General features: G+C 71.0%; 19 protein-coding genes. 7 read left to right on the top strand and 12 right to left on the bottom strand.

Features of this window, described 5'->3' with window-relative positions; translation table 11 throughout:
* Positions 1 to 127: 127 nt before the first annotated feature.
* Positions 128 to 3,484: a tetratricopeptide repeat protein gene (locus ACFWXQ_RS32630; RefSeq protein WP_383936521.1), complete on the top strand. Its 3,357-nt coding sequence runs from the start codon at positions 128 to 130 to the stop codon at positions 3,482 to 3,484.
* A 98-nt stretch (positions 3,485 to 3,582) separates the two neighbouring features.
* Here the strand turns inward: ACFWXQ_RS32630 and ACFWXQ_RS32625 are convergent, their stop codons facing one another.
* Together ACFWXQ_RS32625 and ACFWXQ_RS32620 are read right to left on the bottom strand one after the other, a co-directional pair.
* Entirely contained in the window at positions 3,583 to 4,083 is a 501-nt protein-coding gene (locus ACFWXQ_RS32625) for a DUF2165 domain-containing protein (protein WP_383936519.1), read from the bottom strand.
* A 68-nt stretch (positions 4,084 to 4,151) separates the two neighbouring features.
* Positions 4,152 to 5,003 (bottom strand): hypothetical protein, encoded by an 852-nt coding sequence (locus tag ACFWXQ_RS32620; protein ID WP_383936517.1) that lies wholly within the window; start codon positions 5,001 to 5,003, stop codon positions 4,152 to 4,154.
* Positions 5,004 to 5,116: 113 nt separating this feature from the next.
* Here ACFWXQ_RS32620 and ACFWXQ_RS32615 point away from each other — a divergent pair, with 113 nt between their 5' ends.
* The gene (locus tag ACFWXQ_RS32615) at positions 5,117 to 5,902 is read left to right on the top strand and encodes an SDR family oxidoreductase (protein WP_383936516.1); all 786 of its coding nucleotides are present in this window, start codon (positions 5,117 to 5,119) and stop codon (positions 5,900 to 5,902) included.
* A gap of 142 nt (positions 5,903 to 6,044) precedes the next feature.
* A complete protein-coding gene (locus ACFWXQ_RS32610; RefSeq protein WP_383936514.1) occupies positions 6,045 to 7,589 on the top strand; it encodes a sodium:solute symporter family protein in 1,545 nt (514 codons plus the stop codon).
* A gap of 114 nt (positions 7,590 to 7,703) precedes the next feature.
* Here the strand turns inward: ACFWXQ_RS32610 and ACFWXQ_RS32605 are convergent, their stop codons facing one another.
* From ACFWXQ_RS32605 to ACFWXQ_RS32580, 6 genes are all read right to left on the bottom strand, one after another.
* On the bottom strand, positions 7,704 to 8,630 hold the full coding sequence (locus tag ACFWXQ_RS32605; RefSeq protein WP_383936512.1) for a CU044_5270 family protein: 927 nt from the start codon (positions 8,628 to 8,630) through the stop codon (positions 7,704 to 7,706).
* On the bottom strand, positions 8,627 to 9,385 hold the full coding sequence (locus ACFWXQ_RS32600; RefSeq protein WP_383936511.1) for an RNA polymerase sigma factor: 759 nt from the start codon (positions 9,383 to 9,385) through the stop codon (positions 8,627 to 8,629). Before ACFWXQ_RS32600 ends, ACFWXQ_RS32605 begins: the two co-directional genes overlap by 4 nt.
* Before the next feature lie 74 nt (positions 9,386 to 9,459).
* Positions 9,460 to 10,614, bottom strand: coding sequence for an ADP-ribosylglycohydrolase family protein (locus ACFWXQ_RS32595; RefSeq protein WP_383936508.1), 1,155 nt, complete (start codon positions 10,612 to 10,614; stop codon positions 9,460 to 9,462).
* A 268-nt stretch (positions 10,615 to 10,882) separates the two neighbouring features.
* Positions 10,883 to 11,083, bottom strand: a complete 201-nt coding sequence (locus ACFWXQ_RS32590) for a DUF397 domain-containing protein (protein ID WP_055615876.1) — start codon at positions 11,081 to 11,083, stop codon at positions 10,883 to 10,885.
* A 296-nt stretch (positions 11,084 to 11,379) separates the two neighbouring features.
* Positions 11,380 to 12,249: a helix-turn-helix domain-containing protein gene (locus ACFWXQ_RS32585; protein ID WP_383936506.1), complete on the bottom strand. Its 870-nt coding sequence runs from the start codon at positions 12,247 to 12,249 to the stop codon at positions 11,380 to 11,382.
* Between the two features lie 478 nt (positions 12,250 to 12,727).
* On the bottom strand, positions 12,728 to 13,483 hold the full coding sequence (locus ACFWXQ_RS32580) for a GPP34 family phosphoprotein (RefSeq protein ID WP_055615874.1): 756 nt from the start codon (positions 13,481 to 13,483) through the stop codon (positions 12,728 to 12,730).
* A 226-nt stretch (positions 13,484 to 13,709) separates the two neighbouring features.
* Here ACFWXQ_RS32580 and ACFWXQ_RS32575 point away from each other — a divergent pair, with 226 nt between their 5' ends.
* Both ACFWXQ_RS32575 and ACFWXQ_RS32570 read left to right on the top strand, forming a co-directional pair.
* On the top strand, positions 13,710 to 17,084 hold the full coding sequence (locus ACFWXQ_RS32575) for a D-alanyl-D-alanine carboxypeptidase (protein WP_383936505.1): 3,375 nt from the start codon (positions 13,710 to 13,712) through the stop codon (positions 17,082 to 17,084).
* 232 nt (positions 17,085 to 17,316) lie between these two features.
* Entirely contained in the window at positions 17,317 to 19,317 is a 2,001-nt protein-coding gene (locus tag ACFWXQ_RS32570) for an MFS transporter (RefSeq protein ID WP_383936503.1), read from the top strand.
* An 82-nt stretch (positions 19,318 to 19,399) separates the two neighbouring features.
* Here ACFWXQ_RS32570 and ACFWXQ_RS32565 read toward each other — a convergent pair whose 3' ends face one another.
* The 3 genes from ACFWXQ_RS32565 to ACFWXQ_RS32555 all read right to left on the bottom strand — a co-directional run bounded on the left by ACFWXQ_RS32565 (position 19,400) and on the right by ACFWXQ_RS32555 (position 22,032).
* On the bottom strand, positions 19,400 to 20,299 hold the full coding sequence (locus tag ACFWXQ_RS32565; protein ID WP_383936501.1) for a MerR family transcriptional regulator: 900 nt from the start codon (positions 20,297 to 20,299) through the stop codon (positions 19,400 to 19,402).
* Positions 20,300 to 20,520: 221 nt separating this feature from the next.
* Positions 20,521 to 21,015 carry a glutathione peroxidase gene (locus ACFWXQ_RS32560; protein WP_383936499.1) on the bottom strand — a complete coding sequence of 165 codons (495 nt, stop codon included), beginning with the start codon at positions 21,013 to 21,015 and terminating at the stop codon, positions 20,521 to 20,523.
* A 9-nt stretch (positions 21,016 to 21,024) separates the two neighbouring features.
* Entirely contained in the window at positions 21,025 to 22,032 is a 1,008-nt protein-coding gene (locus ACFWXQ_RS32555) for a transcriptional regulator (protein WP_383936497.1), read from the bottom strand.
* 110 nt (positions 22,033 to 22,142) lie between these two features.
* On the opposite strand from ACFWXQ_RS32555, the gene ACFWXQ_RS32550 reads away from it, so the two are divergent.
* Positions 22,143 to 23,327 (top strand): MFS transporter, encoded by a 1,185-nt coding sequence (locus ACFWXQ_RS32550; protein ID WP_383936528.1) that lies wholly within the window; start codon positions 22,143 to 22,145, stop codon positions 23,325 to 23,327.
* Here the strand turns inward: ACFWXQ_RS32550 and ACFWXQ_RS32545 are convergent.
* Positions 23,305 to 23,670: a PH domain-containing protein gene (locus tag ACFWXQ_RS32545; protein ID WP_383936496.1), complete on the bottom strand. Its 366-nt coding sequence runs from the start codon at positions 23,668 to 23,670 to the stop codon at positions 23,305 to 23,307. The genes ACFWXQ_RS32550 and ACFWXQ_RS32545 overlap by 23 nt on opposite strands.
* Positions 23,671 to 23,989: 319 nt before the next feature.
* On the opposite strand from ACFWXQ_RS32545, the gene ACFWXQ_RS32540 reads away from it, so the two are divergent.
* Positions 23,990 to 25,273, top strand: a complete 1,284-nt coding sequence (locus ACFWXQ_RS32540; RefSeq protein ID WP_383936494.1) for a GNAT family N-acetyltransferase — start codon at positions 23,990 to 23,992, stop codon at positions 25,271 to 25,273.
* The last annotated feature ends 1 nt before the right edge of the window (position 25,274 follow it).

Raw genomic sequence — 25,274 nt, 5'->3', positions numbered from 1 at the left:
GCTCCATCGGAAGGCGGATCACCGCAAGGACCACCCCGCCTGCCGACTCCTAGGTCATTTCCGGCAGCCTGAGCCAGACTGGGACCCGTACTGAGAACCGGACCAGAAGCGGCAAGGAGGCGGGCGGGTGGCGCAGGCAGGACCGTCGAGGCAGGAGCTGATCCAGCAGGGCAACCGCGCCGGATTCGTCGGCCGGGACACCGAACGGGCCGTGTTCCTGCGGAACTTCGACCTCCGGCCAGGCGACCCCGGACAGCGCTTCCGCTTCCACGTGCACGGCCCCGCGGGCGTCGGAAAGACCTTCCTGGTACAGGAGTTGCGGCACCTGGCACGCGAACGCGGCGCGCTCACCGCGTACGTCGACGAGCGCGCCGGAAGCGTCCCGGAGGCACTGTCGGAGATCTGCGAGCAATTCGCGGACCAGGGACGGCGGTTGAAGGACCTGGAGCGGCGGCTGACCGCGTATCAGGAGCGGCGGCACGAGGCGGAGGCGGCCGCCCTCGCCGCGCTCGCGGGCGGCCCCGCACCGGAGCCGGAGGCGGCGTCGGCCGGCAGCAGGGCCGCGGTGGGGCTGGGCCTCGCCGCCGTGGAGGCCACCCTGCCGGGCGGGGGCCTCCTCACGAGTGCCCTCCCCGCGGACCGGCTCGCGCTGGGCGCCGACCGCCTGCGGGCCGGCCTCGGCGCCCGCTTTCGCAACCCCGACGACATCGAACTCGTGACGTCACCCGAGAAGGTGCTCACGCCGATCCTGCTCCGCGAACTGCGCGCCGCCGCCACCTCCACCTCGGCCTCCGCCTTCTCCTCCTCCACCTCGGAGTGGATCGTCCTGTTCTTCGACACGTACGAGCGCACAGGCCCGTATCTCGACCCGTGGCTGCACGAGACGATCACGCGCGGCACGGCCGGCAGCGGGCTGCCCGCCACCGTCGTCGTGGTCACCGCGGGACAGCGCCCGCTGGACCCCGCCCGCTGGAGCGCCCTGGACTCGGTGGCGGACGTGCCGCTCGCGCCGTTCACCGAGACCGAGTCGCGCCGGCTGCTCGCCGGGAAGGGTGTCGTGGCCGAGCCGGTCGTCGAGGAGGTGCTGCGCCTCACGGGCGGCCTGCCCGTCCTCGTGTCGACGCTCGCGAACAAGCGCCCCGGCGCCCCGGACGCCGTGAGCGACCCGAGCGCCACCGCGGTGGAACGGTTCCTGCGGTCGGAGCCGTCCGTCCGCCGCAAGGTCGCCGGGATCTGCGCCCTGCCCCGGTGGCTGGACGCCGACGTGTTCCGGGTCCTGGTCGTCGACCGCCCGGACGACGAACTGGACGCGCTGTACGACTGGTTGACCGGACTGCCGTTCGTCGGGGAGCGCGGGGAGCGGGTGCAGTACCACGACGTCGTACGGGCGCCGATGCTGCGCATGGAGCGACGCAGGTCCCCGCGCGAGTGGGCCGGGCGGCACCGGCGGCTGGCGGAGGCGTTCGCCCGGTGGGGCGAGGACGTCGGGGCCGGCCGGGGGCCCGAGGACCTGTGGGAGGACGAGGAGTGGCGCGGGCTGCGCCTGGAGGAGACGTACCACCTGCTCTGCGCCCGGCCGCCCGCGGCGCTCGGCGAGGCTCTGCGGTCACTGGTCCTGACCTGCCGTGAGGACGCGGTCGCCGGACGTCGCTGGGCGCGGATGCTGGCGGAGGCGGGCGACGCGACGGACAACGCGGCCCTGAGGGAGTGGGGCCGGGAGCTGGGCGAGGCGCTCGCGGACGACGAGACCGGGGTGGCGGGAGCGATGGCACTGCTCGTGGCCCGGCCGGGGCTGGACACCGGCGGCCGGGCGGCGGCGCACACACTGCGGGGCAGGGAGCTGCGCCACGGCGGGGAGTACGTGCGGGCGCTGGAGGAGTACGCCCGGGCGCTCGAACTCGATCCGGAGCTGGCCTGGGCCCACTACGGCCGCGGCTTCACCCACCGGCTGATGAACGACCTCCCGGCCGCGCTGGCCGCCTTCGACCGGGCGGACGAACTGGCCCCCGACACCTGGTGGATCATCTCCGAGCGCGCGGAGGCCCATCGGCTCTCGGCCCGCTTCGAGGAGGCCGTCGCCGACTTCGACCGTGCCGTCGCCCTAGACCCGACCAACGACGAGGTCCTGACCGGGCGAGCCATCTGCCGACAGGCTCTCGGGCGGTACGACGAGGCGCTCGCCGACTTCAACCGTGCTCTGAGCATCGACGGGGAGTACGTGTGGGCGCTGGTGCGCAGGGCTCGGCTGCGCCGCACCAGAGGCGAGCTTGACGAGGCATTCGCCGATTTCGACCGCGCGGTGGACCTCGCGCCCGACGAGGCCTGGGTCGCGTCGGAGCGGGGTGACGCCTACCGGCGCGCCGACCGCTACGAGGAGGCCGTCACCGAGCTCGGCCGGGCCCTCTCCCTCGAACCGGACTACGCCTCGGCCCACGCCAGCCGCGGCCAGGCCCTCCATGAACTGGGCAGGTACCAGGAGGCGTTGGCCGACCTGGACCGTGCGGTCGAGCTGGCGCCCGACTATTCCTGGGCACTGGTGATGCGGGCCCACACGAAGCACGAACTGGGCGACCGGGAAGGCAAGTTCGAGGACCTGCGCCGAGCCGTGGACACGGACCCCCACGTCGACTGGACCAGTCACGAACTGGGCGTGGAGTACCGCAACGCAGGCCTGTACGAGGAGGCGGTCACCGTCTTCCGCCGCGTACTGGAACGCAGTCCGGACGACCACGTCACCCGGGGCAGTCTCGGCGGCACCTACCGCGCCATGAAGGAGTACGAGGAGGCCCTGCGCCACCTGGACCGTGCCCTGGAGCTGGACCCGGACTACGGATGGGCGTACGCCTCACGCGCCCGGGTCGGCCTGGCGACCGGCCGGACCGAGCGGGCGCTGGCCGACCTGGACCGGTGCGTCGAGCTGGCGACGGAGGAGGACTGGGCCCGCCGTACGGCCATCGAGCTGCTCATGCTGTGCGACCGCTGGGACGAGGCGCTGACCCGGCTGGCCGACGCCGACCGGGCGCCGACGCACGACGACGACCTGGACGACCTGCGTGTCGAGGCCCACCGGCACGCGGGGCGATGGACCGAGGCCCGCCGGCTGGCCGAGCGGATACGCGAGACGGAACCGATCTCCGGCACCTTCCAACTGGCGCTGACCGTCAGCCGATCCGAGGGACTACCGGCCGCCGACCCCTTCTGGCGAGAGCTGGCCCGGATGATCGAGGAGGGCGGCGGACTGGACGACCCGGAGCGCGCCCAGGGCCGCTGCTTCGTCGCCTGCGCCCTCGCCGACTGGCCCACCGCCGACCGGGGCCTGGCCGAGCTCCTGGCCATGCCCCCCGACTGGGACGACCTGGCGAACCTGGCCTCCATCCTCACCGACATCCTGGAAAGCCCCGGCTCGGACCGAGACCGCCTAACCGCCCTACTGGCAGAGGTCACAACGGTCCGTGACGGGATCCGAACCAACGGCGCCCAATGACGGGCGCAGCCCGTCAGGGGCGCGGGGAACTGCGCGACCAGCCACAGCGGACCGTCAGCCGCCGAACAACCCCCGACACCCCCCCCACGGAGCGACTCCTACACGTCGGCACTCCCGGCCCGCTCCACCGGCAGATGAACAACCACCAGCACAACCCCGCTCAACAAAAACACCCGCATCGCCGCATCCAGCCCGTTCCAGTCCTCCGACTGCCACATCGCAAACCACTCGCCACCAATGGCAAGAAACCCCGCTCCGAAGAGCAGCATCAGCATCAGCAACCCCAGCGTGGACGTCCGCCGCGCCCGGACAGGATCGTGGCGAAGCCACTGGACCGTGCCCAGGATCAGGACGAGCGCGGCGATCGTCTCCCACACGATGATCGCTATGTACACGGCGTCCTGGAGCCCCTTGGACTCGACGGCCCGCCACATCAGGTCGTCGTCCTTGAAGGTGGTGTCCATGGCCAGGACGTGCTGGACGAACTGCTGGTTGGTGCCGAAGTCGGTGATGTTCCCGAACGCCACGAGCGTGATGTAGAGCGCGACCGTGCCGGTGAGCAGGGTCGCGGTGAGCGGAAGCGCGCGTGCTGCGGCCATTCTTCAAGTCCCCTTTCGCGTAGGTGTGTTGGTCAACCGCGAGGGACCTGCGGGTATGCCGCGGCGGGTCACCGCAAGCGGTCGACGTACCGATCCGTACCCGGCACCGTCGGAATGAAGGGCGCCACCAGCTCGACGCGCCCCAGCCCTGTTTCGGCCACGGGAGTGTCCAGCCTCGTGAAGTACGGATCCCAGCACTCCCGCGGATCCGCCTCCAGGAACCACAGCAGCGTCAGCCGCGTGTCGACGCCCTCGACCTGCTTCACGTACGTCATGCGGTCGCCGGGGAGCGGGGTCGGGCGGAAGACCGTGACCATGGCGGCGGGGGAGCCGGCGAGGCGTTTGGGCAGGTGGCGGGAGCGGAGCCACTCCAGCAACTCGGCCCGCTGCGCGGGGGATTCGGCGTCGATCACTTCCACCACCAGGCCCGCGTACGGGTGGTCGAGGGCGTGGAAGTCGCGCGGCCCGGCCGCCCCGTCCCGGTAGACCGTGGCCTCGTGGTCCTGGAAGGCGGTGAAGACGTGCGTGCGGTCCTGGTAGACCCGGCCGTCCCGATTCAGCCGTTTGTTGATGCCGACGGTCCACTTCATGTGGTCGTCGTAGCGGCCGTCGGTGACCCAGTACGTCGAGATGTAGCAGCCGGCGGTGACAGGCTGGGCGACCGCCGACTTCTCGGGGTAACGCAGGAGTTGGAGGTCCCGGGTGGCGACCCAGCGCCGGCCCGCGTACATCCACGGCATGGCCATCGCGCCCGCGTAGTAGTGGTCGTCCTCGTACCAGCGGTTGTACGCGTACTCGTGGCCCGGATGCGGCTCCACCATCGTGATCAGGGCATGGCCGGGGTGGACTCCGTACGGGCCGACGCCGGCCAGTTCCGCGTACACCTCGCTACGGGTGTCGTTCGGCGTGTCATCGAGCATGGCACTCCCCATCCTTCCTCCGGCCTTCCTTCCTCGTCCGGCCTTCCTTCCTCCTCCGGACGGACCTACTCTGACGGACCGTCAGATCAACCGCCAGAGCCGGGAGGCCTGCAATGTCACTGCTCCAGGGCAAGACCGTCGTCGTCTCGGGGGTCGGGGCCGGGCTCGGTCACCAGGTCGCGGCGGCCGTCGTGCGGGACGGCGGGAACGCCGTGCTCGGCGCCCGTACCGAGGCCAATCTCGCCAAGTCCGCCGCCGAGCTCGACCCGGACGGCGCGCACACGGCGTACCGGGCCACCGACATCACCGACGAGGGCCAGTGCGAGGCGCTCGCCGCCCTGGCGAAGGAGCGGTTCGGGCGGATCGACGCCGTCGTCCATGTGGCCGCGTGGGACAGCTACTTCGGCGGTCTGGAGGACGCCGACTTCGCCACCTGGCAGTCCGTCCTCGACGTGAACCTGCTCGGCACACTGCGGATGACCCGCGCCTGTCTGCCCGCGCTGAAGGAGCACGGCGGGTCCGTCGTCGTGATCGGCACGCAGTCGTCCGTCGCCGCCCCGTCCCAGGTGCGGCAGGCGGCGTACGCGGCCTCGAAGGGCGCGCTGACCAGCGCGATGTACTCCATGGCCCGGGAACTGGGCCAGCACCGGATCCGGGTGAACACCGTGCTGCCGGGCTGGATGTGGGGGCCGCCCGTGGAGGCGTACGTGAAGTTCACCGCGCACACCGACGGCGTGCCGGAGGCCGAGGTGCTGGAGCGGCTCACGTCCCGGATGGCGCTGCCGGAGCTGGCCACGGACTCGGACGTGGCGGACGCGGCCGCGTTCCTGGCGTCGGACCGGGCGCGCTCGATCACCGGGCAGTCGTTGCTGGTCAACGCGGGGGAGCTGATGCGGTAACCCGATCCGACCCTGTTCATGGACATGAACCGAGGTCAGTGAGCAGAACTATTTTACCTCCTCTTGACAGTACGGGCTGTTGTCGCAGTCATGCCATCGAACCCACGATGAGCGGGCGTCACACGACCCTGGGAGGGGGCATATGAACGGTCTCGACTGGGCCGTGCTCATCGGCTACTTCGGTGTGATGGTCGCGATCGGTGTCTGGTCCCACAAACGGGTCGACAACGTCAGCGACTTCTTCACGGCCGGCGGCAAGATGCCGTGGTGGCTGTCGGGCATCTCCCATCACATGTCCGGCTACAGCGCGGTGATGTTCACCGGCTACGCCGCCATCGCCTATACGTACGGCATCACTTCCTATGTCACCTGGTCCTTCCCCATCGCCATCGGCATCGCGATCGGCGCGAAGCTGTTCGCGCCCCGGCTCAACCGGGTGCGCTCACGGCTGCACGTGGCCTCGCCGCTGGAGTATCTGAAGAACCGCTACAACCTGCCCACCCAGCAGGCGCTCGCCTGGTCCGGTGTGCTGCTGAAGATCGTGGACGTGGGCGCCAAGTGGGCTGCCATCGCGACCCTGTTGTCCGTCTTCACCGGTGTCTCGCTCAACATGGGCATCCTGATCACCGGCGCCGTGACGGCCGTCTACTGCACGGTCGGCGGGCTCTGGGCCGACGCGCTCACCGAACTGGGCCAGTTCATCATCCAGTTCATCGCCGGTATCGCGATGCTCGTCGCGGTCATGGCCGAGCTGAACGGCTTCAGCACGCTGTGGAGCGTCTGGGACGAGCCCGCGCTCGACGGGCACACCAAGCCGCTGGCCGGCCCGTACATGATGGTCTTCCTGATCGCCTATCTCTTCATCAAGACCTTCGAGTACAACGGCGGCATGTGGAACCAGGCCCAGCGCTACATGGCCACGGACTCCGCGAAGTCCGCCACGCGCTCGGCCACCCTGTCCGCCGTGCTGTGGCTGGTCTGGCCGCTCGTGCTGTTCTTCCCCATGTGGGTCGCGCCGCTGATCATCAAGACGGACGTGCCGGCCGACTCGTACGCGCTGATGGCCGAACAGCTGTTGCCGCACGGGCTGTTGGGGCTGGTCATCGTCGGGTTCTTCTCCCACACGATGGCGATGTGCTCGTCCGACGCCAACGCGATCGCGGCCGTCGTCACGCGCGACATCATGCCCGCCGTCTCGCACAAGGTGCGCGAGTGGGACACCCGGATGGGGCTGCTGGCCGCGCGCTGGGCCACGCTGCTCTTCCTCGGGCTTTCGATGGCCATCGCGACGCAGGTCAACTCCGGCTTCTTCGACGACATCATCACCGTCGTCATCAAGTGGGTCGCGGGGCTCATGGGCCCGATCGCGATCCCGCTGATGCTGGGCCTGCTGCCCTGGTTCCGCAAGAGCGGGCCGACGGCCGCGCTGATCAGCTGGGGGCTCGGCCTCTTCACCTTCTGGCTGGTCAACTACCCGATCAGCTGGAACGTCGACGGCGGCGTACCCCTGCAGTACCAGGTGTCGATCCCGCTCGCGGTCTCGCTCGTCCTCTACATCCTCATCGGGTACGTGAAACCGGAGGACACGCCTGAACGGGACGCGCTCATCGAGAAGATCAACAACGACGACCCCGGCTCGACGTCCACCGCGGTACCGGCTCCCGCTGGGGCATCGGGCGTGGAGTGAATTCCGTACGGTGGTAGGGCAGTTGGGCGCATGAGGCAGGGCGACCGTTCCCTTGGGAGCGGTCGCCCTTCTCGTCGGGCCCTCGGGCCGTCGGGCGTTCGCACTGACGGATCGTCAACTCCTCGGCGTGTCACCGATCTTGTCGACGACTCCGGCACCGAGCAGGGCCACCTCGTCGGAGCCGAGGTAGTTGAGGGACTTCCTGTCGAAGACCCACACGTCGCGGTCGTCGCGATCCTTGAAGCTCAGGCCGATACCCGGGCGTCCCGCGAGGTCCTTGGCGTTCTCGACCACCCTGACGCCCGGGATCTTCGCGGCGGCGCGGTAGAGGGCCGCGTCCACCTCGGGGAGGAGGGTGGCGGTGTCGAGCATGTCGCCGATCGCCTCCAGCGCGGACTCCTCCCGGCTCTGCCCCTCGCCCGCGGCGTCCGCGTAGATCTTCTTCAGCAGCCGGTCGGGGTCGGTGGGCAGTGCCTCCAGCTCGCGGTACGTGGTGACGTTCGGGTCGGGGGACAGCCTCATGTCGGCCGGGGCGCCCTTGGGGGTCCGCTCCCCCGGGAGGTTCGGGCCCGACAGCACCGTGGTCCGGGCCAGTCCGGAGCGCTTGCCGTCGACGGCGGTCCAGTCCGTCCGGCGGAAGACCTGGGTGCCCATCTCCTCCATGTCCATGGAGCCCTGGACGCTGATGTAGACGTACTGGCCGTCGCGGACGGCCACGGGCTTCTTCGCGGCGGCGACCGTGGCGATGCGGTTCAGGAGGTCGACGGCCTCCTGGTCGGTGGTGGGGGCGTCCGGTCCGCCGGTGGCGGTGACCACGGCCGCGGCGACGGCGGCGACGGCGGTCGCGGCGGCGAGTGGTACGGCGAACCGGCGGCGGGCGGCGGTCCTCGGCCGCGCGGTGGCCGCGGTGGCCGTGACGGCGTCCGGGGTGAGCTCTCGCATCAGATGGTCCTTCATCAGGTCATGGCGGTCGCTCGACAGGACCGGCTCACCCGGGCTCGGCAGCAGCCTCGCCAGTTCCTCGCGCTCTTCGGGCCTCATCGGTGCTTCTCCTGTGTCGACCGGGCCGCTTCCGGGCGGCTGCTGGGGACCTGTCCGGTACGGGGATGGGGTCTCGGTTTTTCTTCCAGGCCTTCTTCCGGGCCTTCTTCCGGGGCGGCCCGCTTCGGCCCCCGCCCGGACCCGCGGCGGGTCAACTCCGCCTCCGCCAGGCGCCGCAGCCGCTGCCGGGCACGGGCGAGCCGCGACCGTACGGTGCTCGCCGGCACCCCGAGGGCCTCACCGGCGGCCGCGTAGCTCAGCTCCGACCAGACGCACAGCACGAACACCTCGCGCTCGGACCTGCGCAGCCGCTTCAGCGCGAGCCGGGCCGCCGCGAGCCGCTCGGTGTCCTCCAGGCGCCCGACCAGCTCGTCCGCGAAGTCCGGCACGATGTCGTGGTCCGCCGTACTCGCGTGGAGGCGGCCGAGCGCGGCACCGTGCCGCCGCGTGGTCCGCCGCGTGTTCCGCAGCACGTTGGTGGCGACGCCGTAGAGCCAGGGCCGCAGCCCGTCGCCCCCGGGGGGTTCGGGGTCGGCCGGGGCGCCGTCCTCCTCCGGGGGCCCGGCATCGGGTCTCAGCCTCTCCCGCAGACGCCACGCCTCCAGGAAGGTCAGCGAGACCACGTCCTCCGCGGTGGTGCGATCTCCGGACAGGCGGGCGGCGTAGCTGTAGACGGCCCGCGCGTGCGCGGTGAACAGCTCGGCGAACGCCTCCGGGTCACCGGCCCGTATCCGGGCACGTAGGGAAAGTTCCACGACCAGCCCTGTCCGCCCGGCGGTCCTCGTCCCTGTGGCGCCGGTCACATGGGTGTGTGTGGGGGGGGCGGTGGTCAGCCCGCGGGGACCGGGGTGGCGCCCGCCAGGGCCGCGTAGCCGCGCGGGTAGCGGGCGAGCCAGCCAGGGGAGGAGCCCGCCGGGCCGTGCAGGGCCGGGCCCTGGGTCATCTCCATCGCGAAGTCGTCCGCGAGGACGAGCATGGTGGGGCGGCCCTCCAACTCGGCCAGCCAGGACGGCGGGAGGGCCGTCTCGCCGTGCAGCGAGCCGAGCAGGGCGCCCGTGAGCGCGCCGGTGGCAGCCGAGTCGCCGCCGTGGTTCACCGACAGGCAGAGACCGTGGCGGGTGTCCTCGCCCACCAGGGCGCAGTAGACGGCGACCGAGAGCAGCCCCTCCGCCGTACCGGCCCCGGCCAGGTCCTCGACCCGGGCCGGAGTGGGCATGCCCTGCCGTACGGCCCCCAGCGCCTGCTGCAGCGCGTCCGAGACGGGCTGGTGCCCCGGGCGCCCGGCCAGCAGCTGCAGGGCCCGCTGGACGGCCGCGTCGAGGCTCTCACCGCGCGCCAGACCGTGCACGACGACGGCGTACGCCCCCGCCGACAGGTAGGCCGTCGGATGCCCGTGGGTCTGTGCCGCGCACTCCACCGCGAGCTGCATCACCAGCTGCGGTTCCCATCCGACGAGCAGCCCGAAGGGCGCGGAGCGGACCGCCGCCTCGGGGCCCCGCTCGTCGGGGTTCTTGGGGGCGTCGAGCGTCCCCATCATCTCGTCGCCGAGCCCCACCAGACAGGCGCGCGCGGGCTCACGCCGGGCGTACAGCCACTCCTCGCGGGCCAGCCAGCCGTCCTCCTTGCGCCGCTCGTCCGGGCCCCAGTCGCGCTGTGTGGCGGCCCACCGGAGATATGCCCGGTGCAGGTCCGTCGGCGGATGCCAGGCTCCGGTGTCGCGGCGCACCTGGGCCCTTATCAGCCCGTCCATGGAGAACAGCGTCAGCTGCGTGAGATGGGAGACGGCTCCGCGTCTGCCGTGCCCGAAGGCCAGATCGGTGAGCCCCTGAGCCCCGTGCGCCTCGCGGATCCCGTCCATCGCCAGACCCGCGACGGGCGAGCCCAGCGTGTCCCCGACGGCCGCGCCGAGGAGCGTGCCACGCACCCGGCTGCGGAAGTCCTGCTGTTCGGCACGGCCCCAGACGGCACCGGCTGTCGCACCCACCGAGGCCTCCTACAGATCCCGATCCGATCCCGTGCCGATTCCGTCGGAACGGCCGACAGTCCAGCACTGTAATCGAACGGGAACGGTCGGTTGAAGGTCGGAGCGGTTTGTGAGCAGTGGGAGAGCTGATCACATTTGGAGGTCTTGAAAGACGGGAAATCCGGAAAAAGGCCGAGCCCCCTCGGCCAGGACGGCGGGCCGGTCGAGAGGGCTCTTACGTGGTGCTTGTGAAGTTGTTGATGCGGTTGTTGATGCAGTTGCGGTGAGGTCAGACGGTGCCCCGGCTCACCTCTGCCACGAAGGCGTTCCACGAGCCGGCCGCGAAGGCCAGCGTCGGGCCCTCGTGGACCTTGGAGTCGCGGACGGCCAGCGCCGTCAGGACGGGGGACTTGACCTCGACGCACGCGCCGTTGCCCTGGGAGTACGAGGACTTCGTCCACGTATCCGTGGCGCCTTGCTTGATTGCCATGTTCGCTCCGGTAGCCAGTTGCTGAGTTGCTGTCACCGCACTGCGGGTTCGTTCCGGAACCCACTGTTCGGATTGCGCCAAGGTTGTTGCTTCTTGGCGTGATCGACGCTACTCGCCAACATCGGCTTACGAAGCGACTATTCACTCGACCGGGTGGCATATACCAGTGGAGTCTTCCGCTGAGATACCGCGAGGGTGTATGGTCCGGCGCCCTCTTGCCGGGGGTGGTGGAAATCGGCCCAACACCGCCTCGCGCGCCGCCCGGTGACGCCCTGTCCCACGGGTGACGCCCTGCCTCAGGACAGCGCTTCGGTGGCGTAGTCCTTGGCGACGTCCGCGATGAACTCCCGGGACTGGTCCGCGTTCAGGGCCTGCGCCCGCAGGTGCTCGTACATGACGCTGTACTTCTGGACGTCGTTCGCCTTCTCCAGGTACAGGTCGCTGGTGACGCCCTCGATGTAGACCACGCTGGAGTCGGCCGCGTCCGGGAACTCCAGGATCGCGTACTGCCCGCTGACCCCGGGATGGGCGCCCATCGTGAACGGAATGACCTGGACCGTCACATGCGGCACGTGGGACATCTCGACGAGATGCTCCAACTGCTCGATCATCACCTGCTTGTTGCCGACGGTCCGGCGCAGCGCGGCCTCGTCGAGCACGGCCCACAGCCGCAGCGGGTTCTCCAGGTCGGAGATACGTTCCTGTCGCCGCAGCCGTACCTGTACGCGCTTCTCGATGTCGCCGGGGGCCGCCTCCGGGAGCGCGCCCTGGATCAGGGACTCCGCGTACGGACGGGTCTGCAGCAGGCCCGGGACGACCAGCGGGTCGTACACGCGCAGGCTCGCCGCGTCCGTCTCCAGACCGATGTAGACGCTGTACGGGATGTCGCCGAAGGAGTGCCACCAGCCCTGCTGGCGCGAGTCCTTGGCCATTTGCATCAGCGAGTCGACGATCCGGACGTCCTCGACCTCGTACACCCCGCACAGATCTCGGACGTCGCGCTGGCTGATGCTGCGCCGCCCGTTCTCCAGGCGGCTGATCTTCGACTGCGAGACAAGCAGCCGCTCGGCCACTTCTTCTGCCGTCATGCCCTTGAGCTCGCGGAGCCGGCGCAGCTCCTGGCCCAACCGGCGTCGCCTGACGGTGGGATTGACATTGGACGCCACGGGACGTGCACCTCCGGCTGCGTACTGTCTGTACTTTGCGTATCTGCTGTTGAGCAGATTGCCACCAAGGTGCTTGCTACCGCTGGGAAACAGCGGATATGCCGTGCGTACCCGCCACTTGTCGCCACCTCGCGCCACCTTGCGTGGAAGAGTGGTGAGAAGTGTGATGAGGCGCGCGGTTGTACGTGGAGATACAGGACGTTGCGATACAAGCGACTTGGCGGTACATGCGATGACATGCGGACGCGCGGGGCGGCGGGCCGTGTCGTCGTCCGGACGTACGGCCCACCGCCCCGCGCGGCCCAGCGGCTCCCGAACCGGGTCTTGGGGACGTCGGTGCGGCGCTGACGTGCGTGGCGCGCGGCGGGTGCCGCGTGCTGCACGGTGGGTGCTGCGGTTGTCGGGTCCTGCTGGTCCTACGGGTGCTGCTGGTCCTGCTGTGCTGCGGTCGTGCCGGCGGGTGCCGTGGGACTGCGGCTCAGTGAGCCACGGCACGCGCCATCGAACCGCGGCGCGGTTGCATCGGGACGCCCCTGGCGGGCTCCGGTGCGGGCCTTGCTCCGGGGGCGGCCTGACGGCCGGCCGGTGCCGGGCTGCGGCGTGGCTGAGCGGCCACACCGTTCTGGACGTCCATCACGGCGTGCGCCACGAGGCCGCCCATGGGGTCGTGCCTGATCAGGTCCCGGAGGCGGGAGCGAGACGAACGCCCTTCGTTCCCCGGGTAGAGGTGCTTGCCCAGGCCGACGGCGTGCGCCAGCGCGGCCAGCGCGGCGGTCCGCGGGTCCGGCGGTACGCCGGTGCGGATCGCGCTGTCCAGCCGGGCCCTGATCTCCCGGCTGATCTCCGTGTCCGTCGCCTGATAGCGAGTCGTCGGAAGCACCCCGCACATCTGTCCCGCCACGGCATGCACCATGCCGCACCGCTCCAGATGCGAGAGATATGTCTGGCGCAGCCCCAGTCGGGGTCCGCCGATCCAGTTCACAGCGCGTACTGGAGCACCCCGCCTGCGGAGTAGTTCCAGCGCACAGTCCAAGGTCGGATCTCCGGTCGGCCGTGGTGCCACCACGGCGATACGATCCCCGTCTGGGGCTATCCGTCCGGCCAGCGCCAGCTCCACTAGCTGCGCTCCGGCCAGACCTAGGTCGAGCGACTGCGGCTGTGCGGTGGTACCCGTGGTCGGGTCCAGCGCCAGCAGCAGAAGCTCCTCCGGAAGTGTTCTGCGGCTCCTGCCCATCCATGCCTCCCCGCGTGGATGAATGACAGGGTGACCCCTCTCACATTGGTCTGTCGAGAGTGCGTGACCGGAATGTAGTGGAACCGATAGGTATGTCGTTCTCGTCTACCACGGGGGTTAAGCCCGCACACAGGACACTGGTACATGGTTCGGACACGGGATGTCCGGGCGTGTGTGCATGACTTGGCGGGTTCATGGTTCGGTTGGCCGCACTGAGTTGTGGCGCATGGAGGAGGCACCGGTGGCGGGCGAGTCCCCCGACAGGTCGAAGCAGCACGAGTCGTCGGCAGAACCGACGTCGGGGAGCAAGGCTCCGGTTCCGGATCCGCGGCTGGCGGTCGCCAGGGAGGCCGTGACCGCGGCTGCCCGGGTGGACACGGCCACGGCGGTGTTCTCGACGAAGCGCTCCGCGGGTTCGGCGGGGTCGGAGGGGTCCGCCGCCGGGAGTTCCCAGGGGAGTGACGGTTCTGCGGACCGTGAGTCCGCCGGTGATGGCCCCGCCAAGGGCACCGAGGGCGGTGACGCGCGTCTGCGGGACGTGGTGGCCGCATGGGTCGCGACCACGGACGACGAGGCCCCTGAGGCCGCCTCTGCCGCCGATGGCCCCGATGGCGCGGAAGTTGCCGCTGCCGCGCAGAGGCCCGACGGCCCGGAACCGGCCACGTCGAATTCGACCGGTTCGAACGGGGGCGACGAATCGGCCGGTTCGACTGGTTCGGCCGGTTCGGCCGGGGGTGACGCGGAGGGGTCCGACGGTCCGGAACCGGCCACGTCGGATTCGGCCGGTTCGGCCGGGGGTGACGCGGAGGGTGCCGCTGGTAGCGGTGACTCGGACGGTGAGGATGAGTCCGGGGCGGAGGACGGCGCGGCAGCGTCCGAGGCCGACGACGCCCTCGCAGACGATGACGCCGAGCGGGAGGGCGCCGCTGCCGCGGGGGCCCCGGCCGAGTCTGAAGCCGACGCCGAGACCGATGGCGACGACGTGACGCCCGCTGGTGGCGCCGACACCGACGCCGAGCGGGAGCCCGAGGGCGAGTCGCAGAGCGAGACGGCAGACGAGACGAAGGGCCGGCCGACGGCTGGTGCCGATGCGAAGGCGGACGCAGCGCCCGAGGGCGAAGGTTCCGCCGACGGTGACGCGGGCGCGCAGGTGGCCACCGGGTCCGAGGCCGGTGCTGCTCGCGATGCGGGCGAAGCCGGTGACGAAGTCCCCGCCGAGGCCAAGGCCGACGCCGTGACTGAGCCAGGTGCTGCCTCCGACGTGGACGAACCCGCTGACGAAGCTCCCGCCGGGGCCAGGGCTGACGCCGCGAAGGCCGATGCCGTGCCTGGAGCTGGTGCTGCTCGCGATGCGGGCGAACCCGCTGACGGAGCCCTCGCCGAGGTCAAGGTTGACGCCATGCCTGGGACCGGTGCTGCCTCCGACGTGGACGAACCCGCTGACGAGGTCCCCGCCGGGGCCAAGGCCGACGCCGTGAAGGCCGACTCCGAGCCTGGGACCGGTGCCGCCTCCGACGCGGGCGAACCCGCTGACGAAGTTCCCGCCGGGGCCAAGGCTGACGCCGCGAAGGCCGACGCCGTGCCTGGAGCTGGTGCTGCTCGCGACGCGGGCGAAGCCGGTGACGGAGCCCTCGCCAAGGCCGACGCCGTTCCTGAGGCTGGTGCTGCCTCCGACGTGGACGAACCCGCTGACGGAGCCCCCGCCGAGGCCAAGGCCGGTGCTGTCGCCGATGCGGGCGAAGCCGCAGGTGAAGGCTCCAGGGAAGGTGGCGCCGGCGCCGAGTCCGGTGCGGTTGCCTCCGGTGATCGTGACGCCGGGGCGGACGCGGACTCCGACGACGGCCCCAAGCCTCCCGTCGACCAGCCCACCGCCATCTTCAAGATGCCGGCGCGTGCCGTGGATCAGCCCACCACCATGCTCAAGTGGGGCGGCGCCAAGCCGGGTGCCGGGACCGACGAGAAGCCCACGACCGAGCCGGCAGCCGGACCGGCAGCCGGACCGGATGCCGGAGCGGACAAGGGCACGGCAACCGCCCCCGGCAAGGGCACCGAGCCCAGCAAGGATGCCGAGTCCGACAAGGGTGCCGAGCCCGGCAAGAGTGGCGACCCCAGCAAGGGTGCCGAAGGCAAACCCGCTCCGGCCTGGGCCGCGAAGCCCTCCGCTCCCGTCGAGCCGGAGGCTGAGCGCACCAGTAAGTTCGTGGCTCTCAAGCCGCTGGACGAGCCCGCGCGGCCGCCGGTTCCGCCGGCCGCCGAGACGGCCGCCATTCCTCAGGTCGGTCCCGAGCGGACGACCCAGCAACCCCTGCCGCCGAAGCCCCCGTTGGACCTGCTGGCGGAGCTGACGAACACGCCGCCGCCCCGGCAGACCCCGGTGCGGACCGTCGTGCGGCGGGTCAAGATCTGGACCCCGCTGGTGCTGCTGCTGGCCGTGGTGTTTGCAGTCGTACAGGCCGTACGCCCGCTGCCCACCCCCACGCTCGCGCTGACGGCCGACGAGTCGTACGCCTTCGAGGGGAACAAGGTCTCCCTCCCGTGGCCCGGCGAGGGCCAGGGCTGGATGGACGTGAACGGCATCGGCACCGTCGACAGGTTCGGCGAGCAGAAGCCGGTCGCCATCGGCTCGGTCGCCAAGGCCATGACGGCGTACGTGATCCTCAAGGAGCACCCGCTGAAGCCCGGCGAGGACGGCGCGCAGATCCCCGTCGACGCGAAGGCGGAGACGGAGGGCGGCTACGACGCGCAGGGCGAGTCGACGCTCAACACCGTCAAGGAGGGCGACACCCTCACCGAGAAGGACGCCATCGCGGCCATCATGATCCCCTCCGCGAACAACATCGCCCGGCTGCTTGCCCGTTGGGACTCGAACGGTTCCGAGGAGGCGTTCGTCAAGAAGATGAACGACGCCGCCAAGGACCTCGGGATGACCGACACGACGTACACCGACCCCTCGGGCCTGAAGGAGACCACCGTCTCCACCGCCGAGGACCAGGTGAAGCTCGGCAACGAACTGGTGCGGATGCAGGCGCTGGTGGACATCACCAAGCTGCCGACCTGGGTGGACCCGTCCGGCAAGAAGTGGGACAACTACAACCGCCTCGTGCCGTACAACAACGCCATCGGCATCAAGACCGGCTCCACCACCAAGGCCGGCGGCAACCTGCTGTTCGCCGCCACCCAGGAGGTCGGCGGCGAGAACGTCATCGTCGTCGGCGCGGTCCTCGGCCAGCACAAGCCGCCGATCATCGACACGGTCAACGCGGTCAGCAAGGAGGCGATGATCGCCGCCCAGGAGGCGCTGACCTCGCAGAAGATCCTGAAGAAGGGCGACGTCGTGGGGTACGTGGACGACGGGCTCGGCGGTCGCACGCCGGTCGTCGCCACGAAGGACGTCTCCGCGGTGGGCTGGGCCGGACAGACCGTCAAGCTGAAGCTGAGCGAGGACGGCACGGCCATCCCGCACACGGCGAAGGCGGGAACCAAGGTCGGCTCGCTGAGCGTCGGTGACGGCACGAGCGGCAACGCGGTCGAGGTGCCGGTGGCGCTCAAGTCGGACCTCGTCGAGCCGGGCTACGGGTCCAAGCTCACCCGCGTGAGCTGACGGACAGACGGACAGACGGACAGGCGTACGGACATACGGACGTACGGACTGCAGGGCCGCGGCGGCTTGGGGGCGTAACGCTCCCAAGCCGTGCCGAAACGGTCGTACGCCACCGACGGAGTACCGCCCCGGCGCTCCGGGCCGGGGTGCGTGCTAGCGTCGCGAGAAGGGCAGGTCGCCCGCCGCGGGGCCCGGCCGAGAGCGAAACAACGGGACACGGGAGTGCCTTCACGTGGCGACAGCGGAGCCGACGCACGCCGACGACGCCGAGCCGGGCCAAGAAGCCGGCCAGCGAATACGGCTGCGCACGCGGCACGTTGAACTCCCCGAACCGGACGACACCTCCGACCCCTCCGGGTCGGCCGAGGCTCCGGAGACCTCCGGGTCCGCCGAACTCCCCGACGTCTCCGCGCCGCCCGAACACCCCGAGAGCGGCACGGACTCAGACCGCGGCGAGCAGTGCGCGGACCCCGACGGCGTTCACGGGACCACCCGTCTGCACCGCTTCCTGCGGCACCCCGCGACCCTCGCCACCGCACTCTCCGGCATCCTCCACGTCATCTGGTTCTTCACGTTCGCGAACAGTGGGGGCGACCTCGCGGCGCAGGACGCGTGGGCCGAGTTCGTCGGGCGGAACCCGGGTTCGGCGTACAACCTGGCCTGGTACGGCGGGATGCACCCGGTGTCGTACAGCGTGGTGTCGCCGTATCTGATGGCCGTGCTCGGCGTGCGTACGACGCTGATGATCGCGGGGACGATCTCCGCCGGGCTGCTCACGCTGATCCTGATGCGCACCAGGGCCGTACGGAACCCGGTGTGGCCGTCCCTCGCCGGAGTGTTCGCGCTGCTGTGCAACGCGGCCTCGGGACGCGTGACCTTCGGCCTCGGCATGGTGTTCGCGCTCGGCGCGACCGCCGTCGTCTTCTGCTGGCCGTACCGCTGGCGCTACAAACGCTGGGCCAAGGCCCTGTGCGCCGCCCCCCTCGCCGCGCTCGCGACCGCCGCGTCACCCGTGGCCGGACTCTTCGTGGGTTTCGTCGCGGTGGCGCTCTTCCTGCAGAAGCGCCGCCCGGGCGCGTACGCGCTGGGCCTCGCGCCCGCCGCCGTCGTGGGCGTCTCCGCCTGGCTGTTCCCCTTCTCCGGTACGCAGCCGATGCTGTTCGCCTCGGTCCTGCTGCCCTTCTCGTACTCGGTGTTCGTCTTCCTCCTCGTCCCCAAGGAGTGGAAGACGGTCCGGATCACGGCGGCGGTGTACGGCCTCTCCGTCCTCCTGGTCTGGCTGATCAGCTCGCAGATCGGCTCCAACATCAGCCGCCTGCCCATGCTCCTGGCAGGGGTCGTGCTGATCGCCGCGCTGCCCTTCACGGTGCCGCGCTCGCGCAAGTGGTACGCGATCCTCGTGACCTTCGTGGGCATGAACGCCTGGATCGGCTTCAAGGCCGTGGACGACATAGTGCATACGACGCCCGCGGCCTCCTGGGCCCGCGAACTGGCCCCGCTGGTCAACCAGCTCCAGGTGGCCGGCGCCGAGAAGGGCCGCGTCGAGGTCGTACCGGCCCGCTCCCACCGGGAGGCATCCGCCCTCGCCCCGTACGTCAACCTCGCCCGCGGCTGGAACCGGCAGGCGGACATGGAGCGCAACCCCCTCTTCTACGACGACACCCTCAACTCCGCGAACTACCACGAGTGGCTGCGGCGCTGGGCCGTCCACTTCGTCGTCGTCCCCAAGGGCGAGCCCGACGGCGACGGCGGTGAGCGCGAGCGGGAGCTCGTGCAGCGCGGGATGCCGTATCTCAAGCAGGTCTGGGGCGATGCCAACTGGCAGCTCTTCCAGGTCACCGACCCCACCCCGATGGCCGACCCGCCCGCCGTCGTCGACCGGGCCGAGCAGGGTGAGCTGACCATCGAGGTGAAGCGGGCGGGGCGGGTGCTCATCCGGATCCCGTACTCGCCGTGGCTGGGGCTCGTCGACGCGGATGGCAAGGGCGTGAAGCCGCCTCAGGAGACCGAGGAGTCGAAGCGGCTGCGGGAGGACGACGGTGAGATGCCGAAGGCGTACGAGAACGTCAATGGGTGTCTGATGGAGACGGAGGAGGATGTCAACGGGGACAAGTGGACTGAGCTTCTTGCTCCGCGGGCCGGTACGTATCGGTTGGCTGCGCCTTATCAACTGCCTCGGGGCACGGGGTGTCCTGAGGAGATGAGGGACGCCGTCCGCGGGAGTGGTGGGTAGGGCTTCCGCGGGTTCGTTGTCGGGTGCGGGTTCGTTGTGGCTGGTCGCGCAGTTCCCCGCGCCCCTGACGGGGCGCCCGTCGTCAGCCCGGCTGGATCGGGAAGGCGATGTCGCACACCTCGTCCTCCGGGCCCGACGTGTCCCAATCCGTGAAGTAGATCTCTCGGCAGGGGCCTGCGTAGGTGTGGCCTTGTTCGGTCAGCCAGGCCTCTACTGCCTCGTAGGCCGCGTGGATCTGGGGGTTGGCGACCTGGGCCTTGGTGATGCGGGTGTAGGCGAGGCGGTGGGCGGGTTCGAGGCGGGCCGTTGTGTTCCAGGCGCGGGCGTGCCCCGCCGCCCAGGTGCGGGCGGCCTCCGCGTCGGCCACGGGGACGCAGGACTCCACGGGGCCGTCGCTCTCCTGCGAGACCTCGGAGTGGTACACGACGAACGGGGCGCCCGTCGTGCCGCCGCACTCCTCCGCGGCCGCCTCCAGCCGGCCCAGCGACGCCGGGATCCAGACGGGCAGCTCCTCCACGAGGGTGTGCCGCTTCTCGGTGATGACCCACTGCTCCGGTACGTCCACGGTGTGGACCTCGAATGTCGCGTACAACTCGGAACTCCTTCCGGAAAGCCGTCCACGGAGGTAGTGCGCGAGTGTCCGCTGCCCGGCGAGGCGTTCCTCGACGTCCGCCCAGTAGGCGGTCACGAGGTCCGCGGCCGCCTGCCCGTCGGTCTCCTGGCGCTCGACGACCTCGGCGATCCGGGCTAGCGGCATGTCGAGTCCGCGCAGCAGGGAGACCAGGCGGGCCCGTTCGACCTGGGCGGCGCGGTAGTAGCGGTAGCCGGTCGTGTCGTCGACGTGCGCGGGGCGCAGCAGGCCCAGCCGGTCGTACAGCCGCAGTGCCTTCGGCGAGAGCCGCGCACGGGCGGCGAACGCGCCGATCGTGAGCAGGCCCTCGGCCGGGGGCGACGCGCTGGTCGTGTCGGTCACGGGTTCCACGGACCCATCCTCCGTCACCGGGCGCCTGCCGCCCGGCGGGGAGGACGCTGCTCCTTGCCCCAGGGACAAGGTCAACCGACGGGAGCCGCGGTATCGGGCGCCGGCAGCCGACGCGAGCCGCCGCACCGGGCGCCGGTAACCGACGCGAGCCGCCGCACCGGGCGCCGGTAACCGACGCGAGCCGCTGTACCGGGCGCAGGCCACCGACGCGAGCCGTCGTGTCAGGCGACCAGTGCCTCCACGGCCGCCACCACCTCGGCCGACTCCGGTTCGGTCTGTGGGGAGAAGCGGGCGGCCACCGTGCCGTCCCGGCCGATCAGGAACTTCTCGAAGTTCCAGCGGATGTCACCGCTGTGGCCCTCGCCGTCCGCGAAACCGGTGAGCCGCTCGTACAGCGCGTGCCGCTCGTCACCGTTCACGTCGACCTTCTCGGTCATCGGGAAGGTCACGCCGTACGTCGCCGAGCAGAACTCCGCGATCTCCTCGGACGTGCCGGGCTCCTGGCCCATGAACTGGTTGCAGGGCACCCCGAGCACGGTGAAGCCCTGCGCGGCGTACCGCTCCTGCAGTCGCTCCAGGCCCCCGTACTGAGGGGTGAGCCCGCACTTGGAGGCCACGTTGACGATGAGCACGGCCTGGCCCTTGTACTGGCCGAGGTCCGCGGAACCGCCCTGCAGGGCATCGATGTCGACGTCGAGAACTGAGTCAGTAGTCATAAACGGATGCTAACTCCGCTCCGAAGGGTCACGGGCGGCGCCCCGGTCCCCCTGGGCCCCGACGAGAACCTCGCCCGCGGGGGTGCGGTAGTAGAGGACCGACCGCCCGGAGCGGCGCCGCTCCACCAGCCGGGCGTCCAAGAGGACTCTTAGGTGGCGGCCGACCGAGCCGAGCCCCTGGCCGGTGACGGCCACCACCTGGCTCGTGCTCATGGGGGAGCCGAGCAGGACGAGAACGCCCGCCCGCCCCGCCCCGAGCAGCCGGCTGAGGCTCTCGGGGGCGCCCGCGGCCGTCGGCCCGGTGTCCGCGAGCGCGCCCGAGCACGGGTACACGACCGCGTACCGGTCGGGCTCCTCCCACGACACCCAGCCCTGCCGCTGCGGTGTCACGGGTACGAAGAGGAGCTCGGCGCCCGAGATCTCGCGGGGCGGGTACTCGTGGAGGTTGATCTGCAGCCGGTTCTCGCCGAGCCAGCGCATGCCCGGCCGCATCGAGTCCAGGGCCGCCGCCCAGCCGCCCTGGCTCAACTGGGCGATGCGGGCGACGACATCGGCTTCCAGCACGCGACGGCGACGGGGCCAGTAGGGGCGTACGGCCTCGGTCCAGACGTGGGTGAGCAGGTCGGCGGCGCGGCCGGGGAGGTCGTCGCGGTCCTGGAGGATGCGGGGGAGCGGGCCGCGCAGGGCCACGGAGAGGTGGGCGCGGGCGGCCTCGGGGGACGTTCCGCGCACTCGGGCGACCTCGGTTTCGAAGTCCTCCTCGCCGCGCGGGGTGGGCGTGAGAAAGTCGGCGATCCACTCGGGTCCGAGTCCGGCCCGGACGAGGGCGGCGGTGACGGGATCGGCGGCCAGCCGCCGTTCGTGGTCCGGCAGATGGGCCTGCAGCCAGGTCCGCTCGCCCGGGTGCGTGGCCGTCCCCGCCCGCAGCGCCTTCAGACAGGCGAAGGTCTCGGCGAGCGGCGAGAGCACGAAGCGGCTGCCCGCGAGGGTGTCGGCGTTGACCTGCCACCAGCCCATGTCGGCGGCCTCCCCGGCAGCTGTCCTGTCGTCCGCTGCGCCGTCCGTTTCGCGCAGGCGCGAAACTCTACCGGCCGCTCCGGCCCCGGTCCGAGACTCCGGGCATGCCCATGACGTCGTACCGGTCCCTCTTCCGTACCCCCGAGTTCACCCCTCTCTTCCTGGCCTCCTCGGCGCAGGTGGCCGCCCAGACGATGAGCGGTCTGGCGCTCGGCACGCTGGTCTACCGGGCCACGGACTCGCCGCTGCTGTCGGCCCTGAGCATGTTCGGTCCGTCCCTGGCCCAGGTGCTGGGCGCGACCACGCTCCTGTCGGCGGCCGACCGGCTGCCGCCCCGGGCCACGCTGACGGGCACCGCGCTGGCGTTCGCGGCGGGTACGGCGGCACTGGCGGCCCCGCTGCCCCTGTGGGGGATCTTCGCCCTGATCCTCGTACTGGGCCTGGTGGCGTCCCTGGGCGGCGGGGTCCGCTGGGGCCTCCTGAACGAGATCCTGCGCGAGGACGGCTACATCCTCGGCCGCTCGGTCTTCAACATGGCGAACGGGATCACGCAGGTCGCGGGGTTCGCGACGGGAGGCGTACTCATCGCGTTCCTGTCCCCGCGCGGCACGCTCCTCACCGCGGCGGCCCTGTACGTGACGGCCGCCGTGGTGTCCCGCCTCGCCCTGACCGCCCGCCCGCCGAGAACCACGGGCCGCCCCTCTGTGCGCGAGACCCGGCGCACGAACGCGGCCCTGCTCGCCTCCGGCCCCCGCCGCCATCTGTTCCTGGCCCTGTGGATCCCCAACGGCCTGATCGTCGGCTGCGAGTCCCTCTATGTCTCGTACGCTCCCGGCCACGCGGGCCTGCTCTTCGCCTGCGCGGCCCTGGGCATGCTGGCGGGGGATGTCACGGTGGCCCGCTTCGTGCCGCCCCGCCTGCGCCCGCGACTTGGGGTTCCGCTGCTTCTGCTGCTGGCCGCCCCGTACGTCTTCTTCGTTCTGCGCCCGGGGCCTGCCCTGGCGGCGGTCCTCGCCGCCGTGGCCTCGGCCGGTTTCGCGGCGAGCCTCCTGCAACAGGAGCGCCTCATGGCCGTGACCCAGCCCGAACTGTCCGGCCACGCACTGGGGTTGCACTCCTCCGGAATGCTGACGATGCAGGGAGTGGGAGCGGCCCTGGCGGGCGCGACGGCCCAACTGACGTCACCGGGCACGGCGATGACGGTGATGGCGCTGGTGTCGATCGCCGTGACGGTGAGCCTGGCGCCGGGGCTGCGTCCCGGGCCTCGCGTGGCTAGCGCGCCACGAACTGCGTGAGGACCGCCTGCACTTCGTAGATGTCCACGCCCTTGGTGAAGGTCTTCTCGATCGGCGCCGGGGTGCCGGAGATCCAGATCTTCAGCTCGGCGTCGAGGTCGAAATGGCCCGCGGTCTCCACCGAGAAGTGGGTGATGCTGCGGTAGGGGACGGAGTGGTACTCCGTCTTCTTGCCGGTGATGCCCTGCTTGTCGACCAGGATGAGACGGCGGTCGGTGAAGAGGATCGTGTCGCGTATCAGCAGGTACGCCGCGTACACCTGCTCGTCCTGCCCGAGCAGTCGCGCGTAGTCGTGCTGCGCCTTCGCCGGATCGATGGTGTGCGCGTTTCCGAACAGCGCCATGGTGAGCCCCCGTTGGATGTGTGGAACCGGATGTGTGGACCGGACGTGCGGACCGGGACGTGCGGACCGGATCGTGATGTCACAAGATCCTCTCACTGTAGGGCAATCAGGGCACGCGTTCACCTGAGGCGGGCGGCGGCCGGCGGCGGCTCGTCCCGGAGGCGGACCGGGGCAGTCCGATCTGTACGATTCCATTACCCACACCACCCTTGACAGCGTGCGTGCTGTTTCGCGACGTTTGAGCCCCGCCGAACAGTTCGAGGCGGGGCGGGACGCGGAGAGCGCGTCATGGGGGAATGGGGGGCTGCCCGTGCGATCCATGAGCACCATCACGATCCACAGACCCGAGGAACTGAGCCTGCCACTGCGCCGGGCCTGGCACCGCGCGATGGACGAGTCACCGGACTACGCGAACCCTTTCCTGGCACCGGAGTTCGCGGCGGGGATCGGCCGGCACCGCGGCGGGGCGCGGGTGGCGGTCCTCCACGAGGGCCAGGAGGCCGTCGGCTTCCTCCCGTACGAGCGCAGCGCCTTAGGGGTGGGCCGGGCCATCGGGCTCGGTCTCTCCGACGCCCAGGCCCTCGTGCACCGGCCCGGCGTCGCCTGGGACACCCGGGAACTGCTGCGGGCCTGCGGTCTTTCCGTCTTCGAGTTCGACCACCTCGTCGAGGAGCAGAAACCTTTTGGGCCCTACGTCACGGGGACGTTCGCCTCACCCGCCATCGACCTGAAGGACGGCGACTGCGCGAGCTACGCGGAGTGGCTGCGCGGCGCGTACCCGGGGCTGGCCAAGACGACGCTGAAGAAGGAACGGCGGCTGGCGCGCGACCTGGGCGAGATGCGGTTCGTCTTCGACGAGCGCGATCCGGGAGCGCTGCGCACGCTCATGCGGTGGAAGTCCGCCCAGTACCGCAGGACGGGACGGATGGACCGGTTCGCGCGGCCGTGGATAGTCGAGCTGGTGGAGCAGCTGTTCCAGGTCCGCGAGGAGCACTTCACCGGTGTGCTGTCCGTGGTGTACGCGGGGGACCGGCCCGTGGCCGCGCACTTCGGGCCCAGGTCGCGCACGGTGTTCGCGCCGTGGTTCACCGCGTACGACCCCGACCTCCAGTACTACTCGCCCGGCCTGATCATGCACCTGCGCATGGCCGAGGCCGCCGGCCGGGACGGTGTGCGGCTCATGGACCTGGGGCGCGGCGACAAGGAGTGGAAGGACTGGCTCAAGACCCGCGAACTGCGCGTGGGCGAGGGCTTCGCGGTCCGCCCCCACCCGGTGGCCACGGCACACCGGCTGTGGCGCAGGCCGGTACGCGGGCTGCGGAACACGGTCCTGGCCCATCCACGGCTGCGGGAACCGGCCGACCGGCTGCTGAAGACGGTCGGCACGCTGCGTACGACGGGCCGCATGGGCTCCGGCGCGGGCATGGGCGCGGGCATGGGCTCCGGCGCCGGCCCTCGACGGAACGCGGACGGGCAGCGGGGCGTGAGCGCGCAGGGCACCGCGAACCCGCCGGGGAACGCGAACGCCAACTCGCAGCGGAATGCGAACGTACAGGGCACCGTGAGCGCGCGGGGCAATGCGGCCCCGCGGCGGGAGAGGTGAC

This window comes from Streptomyces sp. NPDC058697, assembly GCF_042715345.1.
Taxonomy (GTDB): Bacteria; Actinomycetota; Actinomycetes; order Streptomycetales; family Streptomycetaceae; genus Streptomyces; species Streptomyces liliifuscus.
The sequence above is the reverse complement of the archived record's forward strand: the minus strand, read 5'-3'. Positions and strand labels throughout refer to the sequence as shown.

Bases quoted from the DNA above. Each gene is read 5' to 3' on its own strand.
- ACFWXQ_RS32625 (WP_383936519.1), bottom strand. From the start codon at position 4,083: ATGGCCGCAGCACGCGCGCTTCCGCTCACCGCGACCCTGCTCACCGGC.
- ACFWXQ_RS32545 (WP_383936496.1), bottom strand. From the start codon at position 23,670: ATGGCGCTGTTCGGAAACGCGCACACCATCGATCCGGCGAAGGCGCAG.
- ACFWXQ_RS32550 (WP_383936528.1), top strand. From the start codon at position 22,143: ATGACGTCGTACCGGTCCCTCTTCCGTACCCCCGAGTTCACCCCTCTC.
- ACFWXQ_RS32615 (WP_383936516.1), top strand. From the start codon at position 5,117: ATGTCACTGCTCCAGGGCAAGACCGTCGTCGTCTCGGGGGTCGGGGCC.
- ACFWXQ_RS32590 (WP_055615876.1), bottom strand. From the start codon at position 11,083: ATGGCAATCAAGCAAGGCGCCACGGATACGTGGACGAAGTCCTCGTAC.
- ACFWXQ_RS32575 (WP_383936505.1), top strand. From the start codon at position 13,710: ATGGAGGAGGCACCGGTGGCGGGCGAGTCCCCCGACAGGTCGAAGCAG.
- ACFWXQ_RS32555 (WP_383936497.1), bottom strand. From the start codon at position 22,032: ATGGGCTGGTGGCAGGTCAACGCCGACACCCTCGCGGGCAGCCGCTTC.
- ACFWXQ_RS32610 (WP_383936514.1), top strand. From the start codon at position 6,045: ATGAACGGTCTCGACTGGGCCGTGCTCATCGGCTACTTCGGTGTGATG.
- ACFWXQ_RS32620 (WP_383936517.1), bottom strand. From the start codon at position 5,003: ATGCTCGATGACACGCCGAACGACACCCGTAGCGAGGTGTACGCGGAA.
- ACFWXQ_RS32560 (WP_383936499.1), bottom strand. From the start codon at position 21,015: ATGACTACTGACTCAGTTCTCGACGTCGACATCGATGCCCTGCAGGGC.
- ACFWXQ_RS32605 (WP_383936512.1), bottom strand. From the start codon at position 8,630: ATGAGGCCCGAAGAGCGCGAGGAACTGGCGAGGCTGCTGCCGAGCCCG.
- ACFWXQ_RS32580 (WP_055615874.1), bottom strand. From the start codon at position 13,483: ATGGGCAGGAGCCGCAGAACACTTCCGGAGGAGCTTCTGCTGCTGGCG.
- ACFWXQ_RS32540 (WP_383936494.1), top strand. From the start codon at position 23,990: ATGAGCACCATCACGATCCACAGACCCGAGGAACTGAGCCTGCCACTG.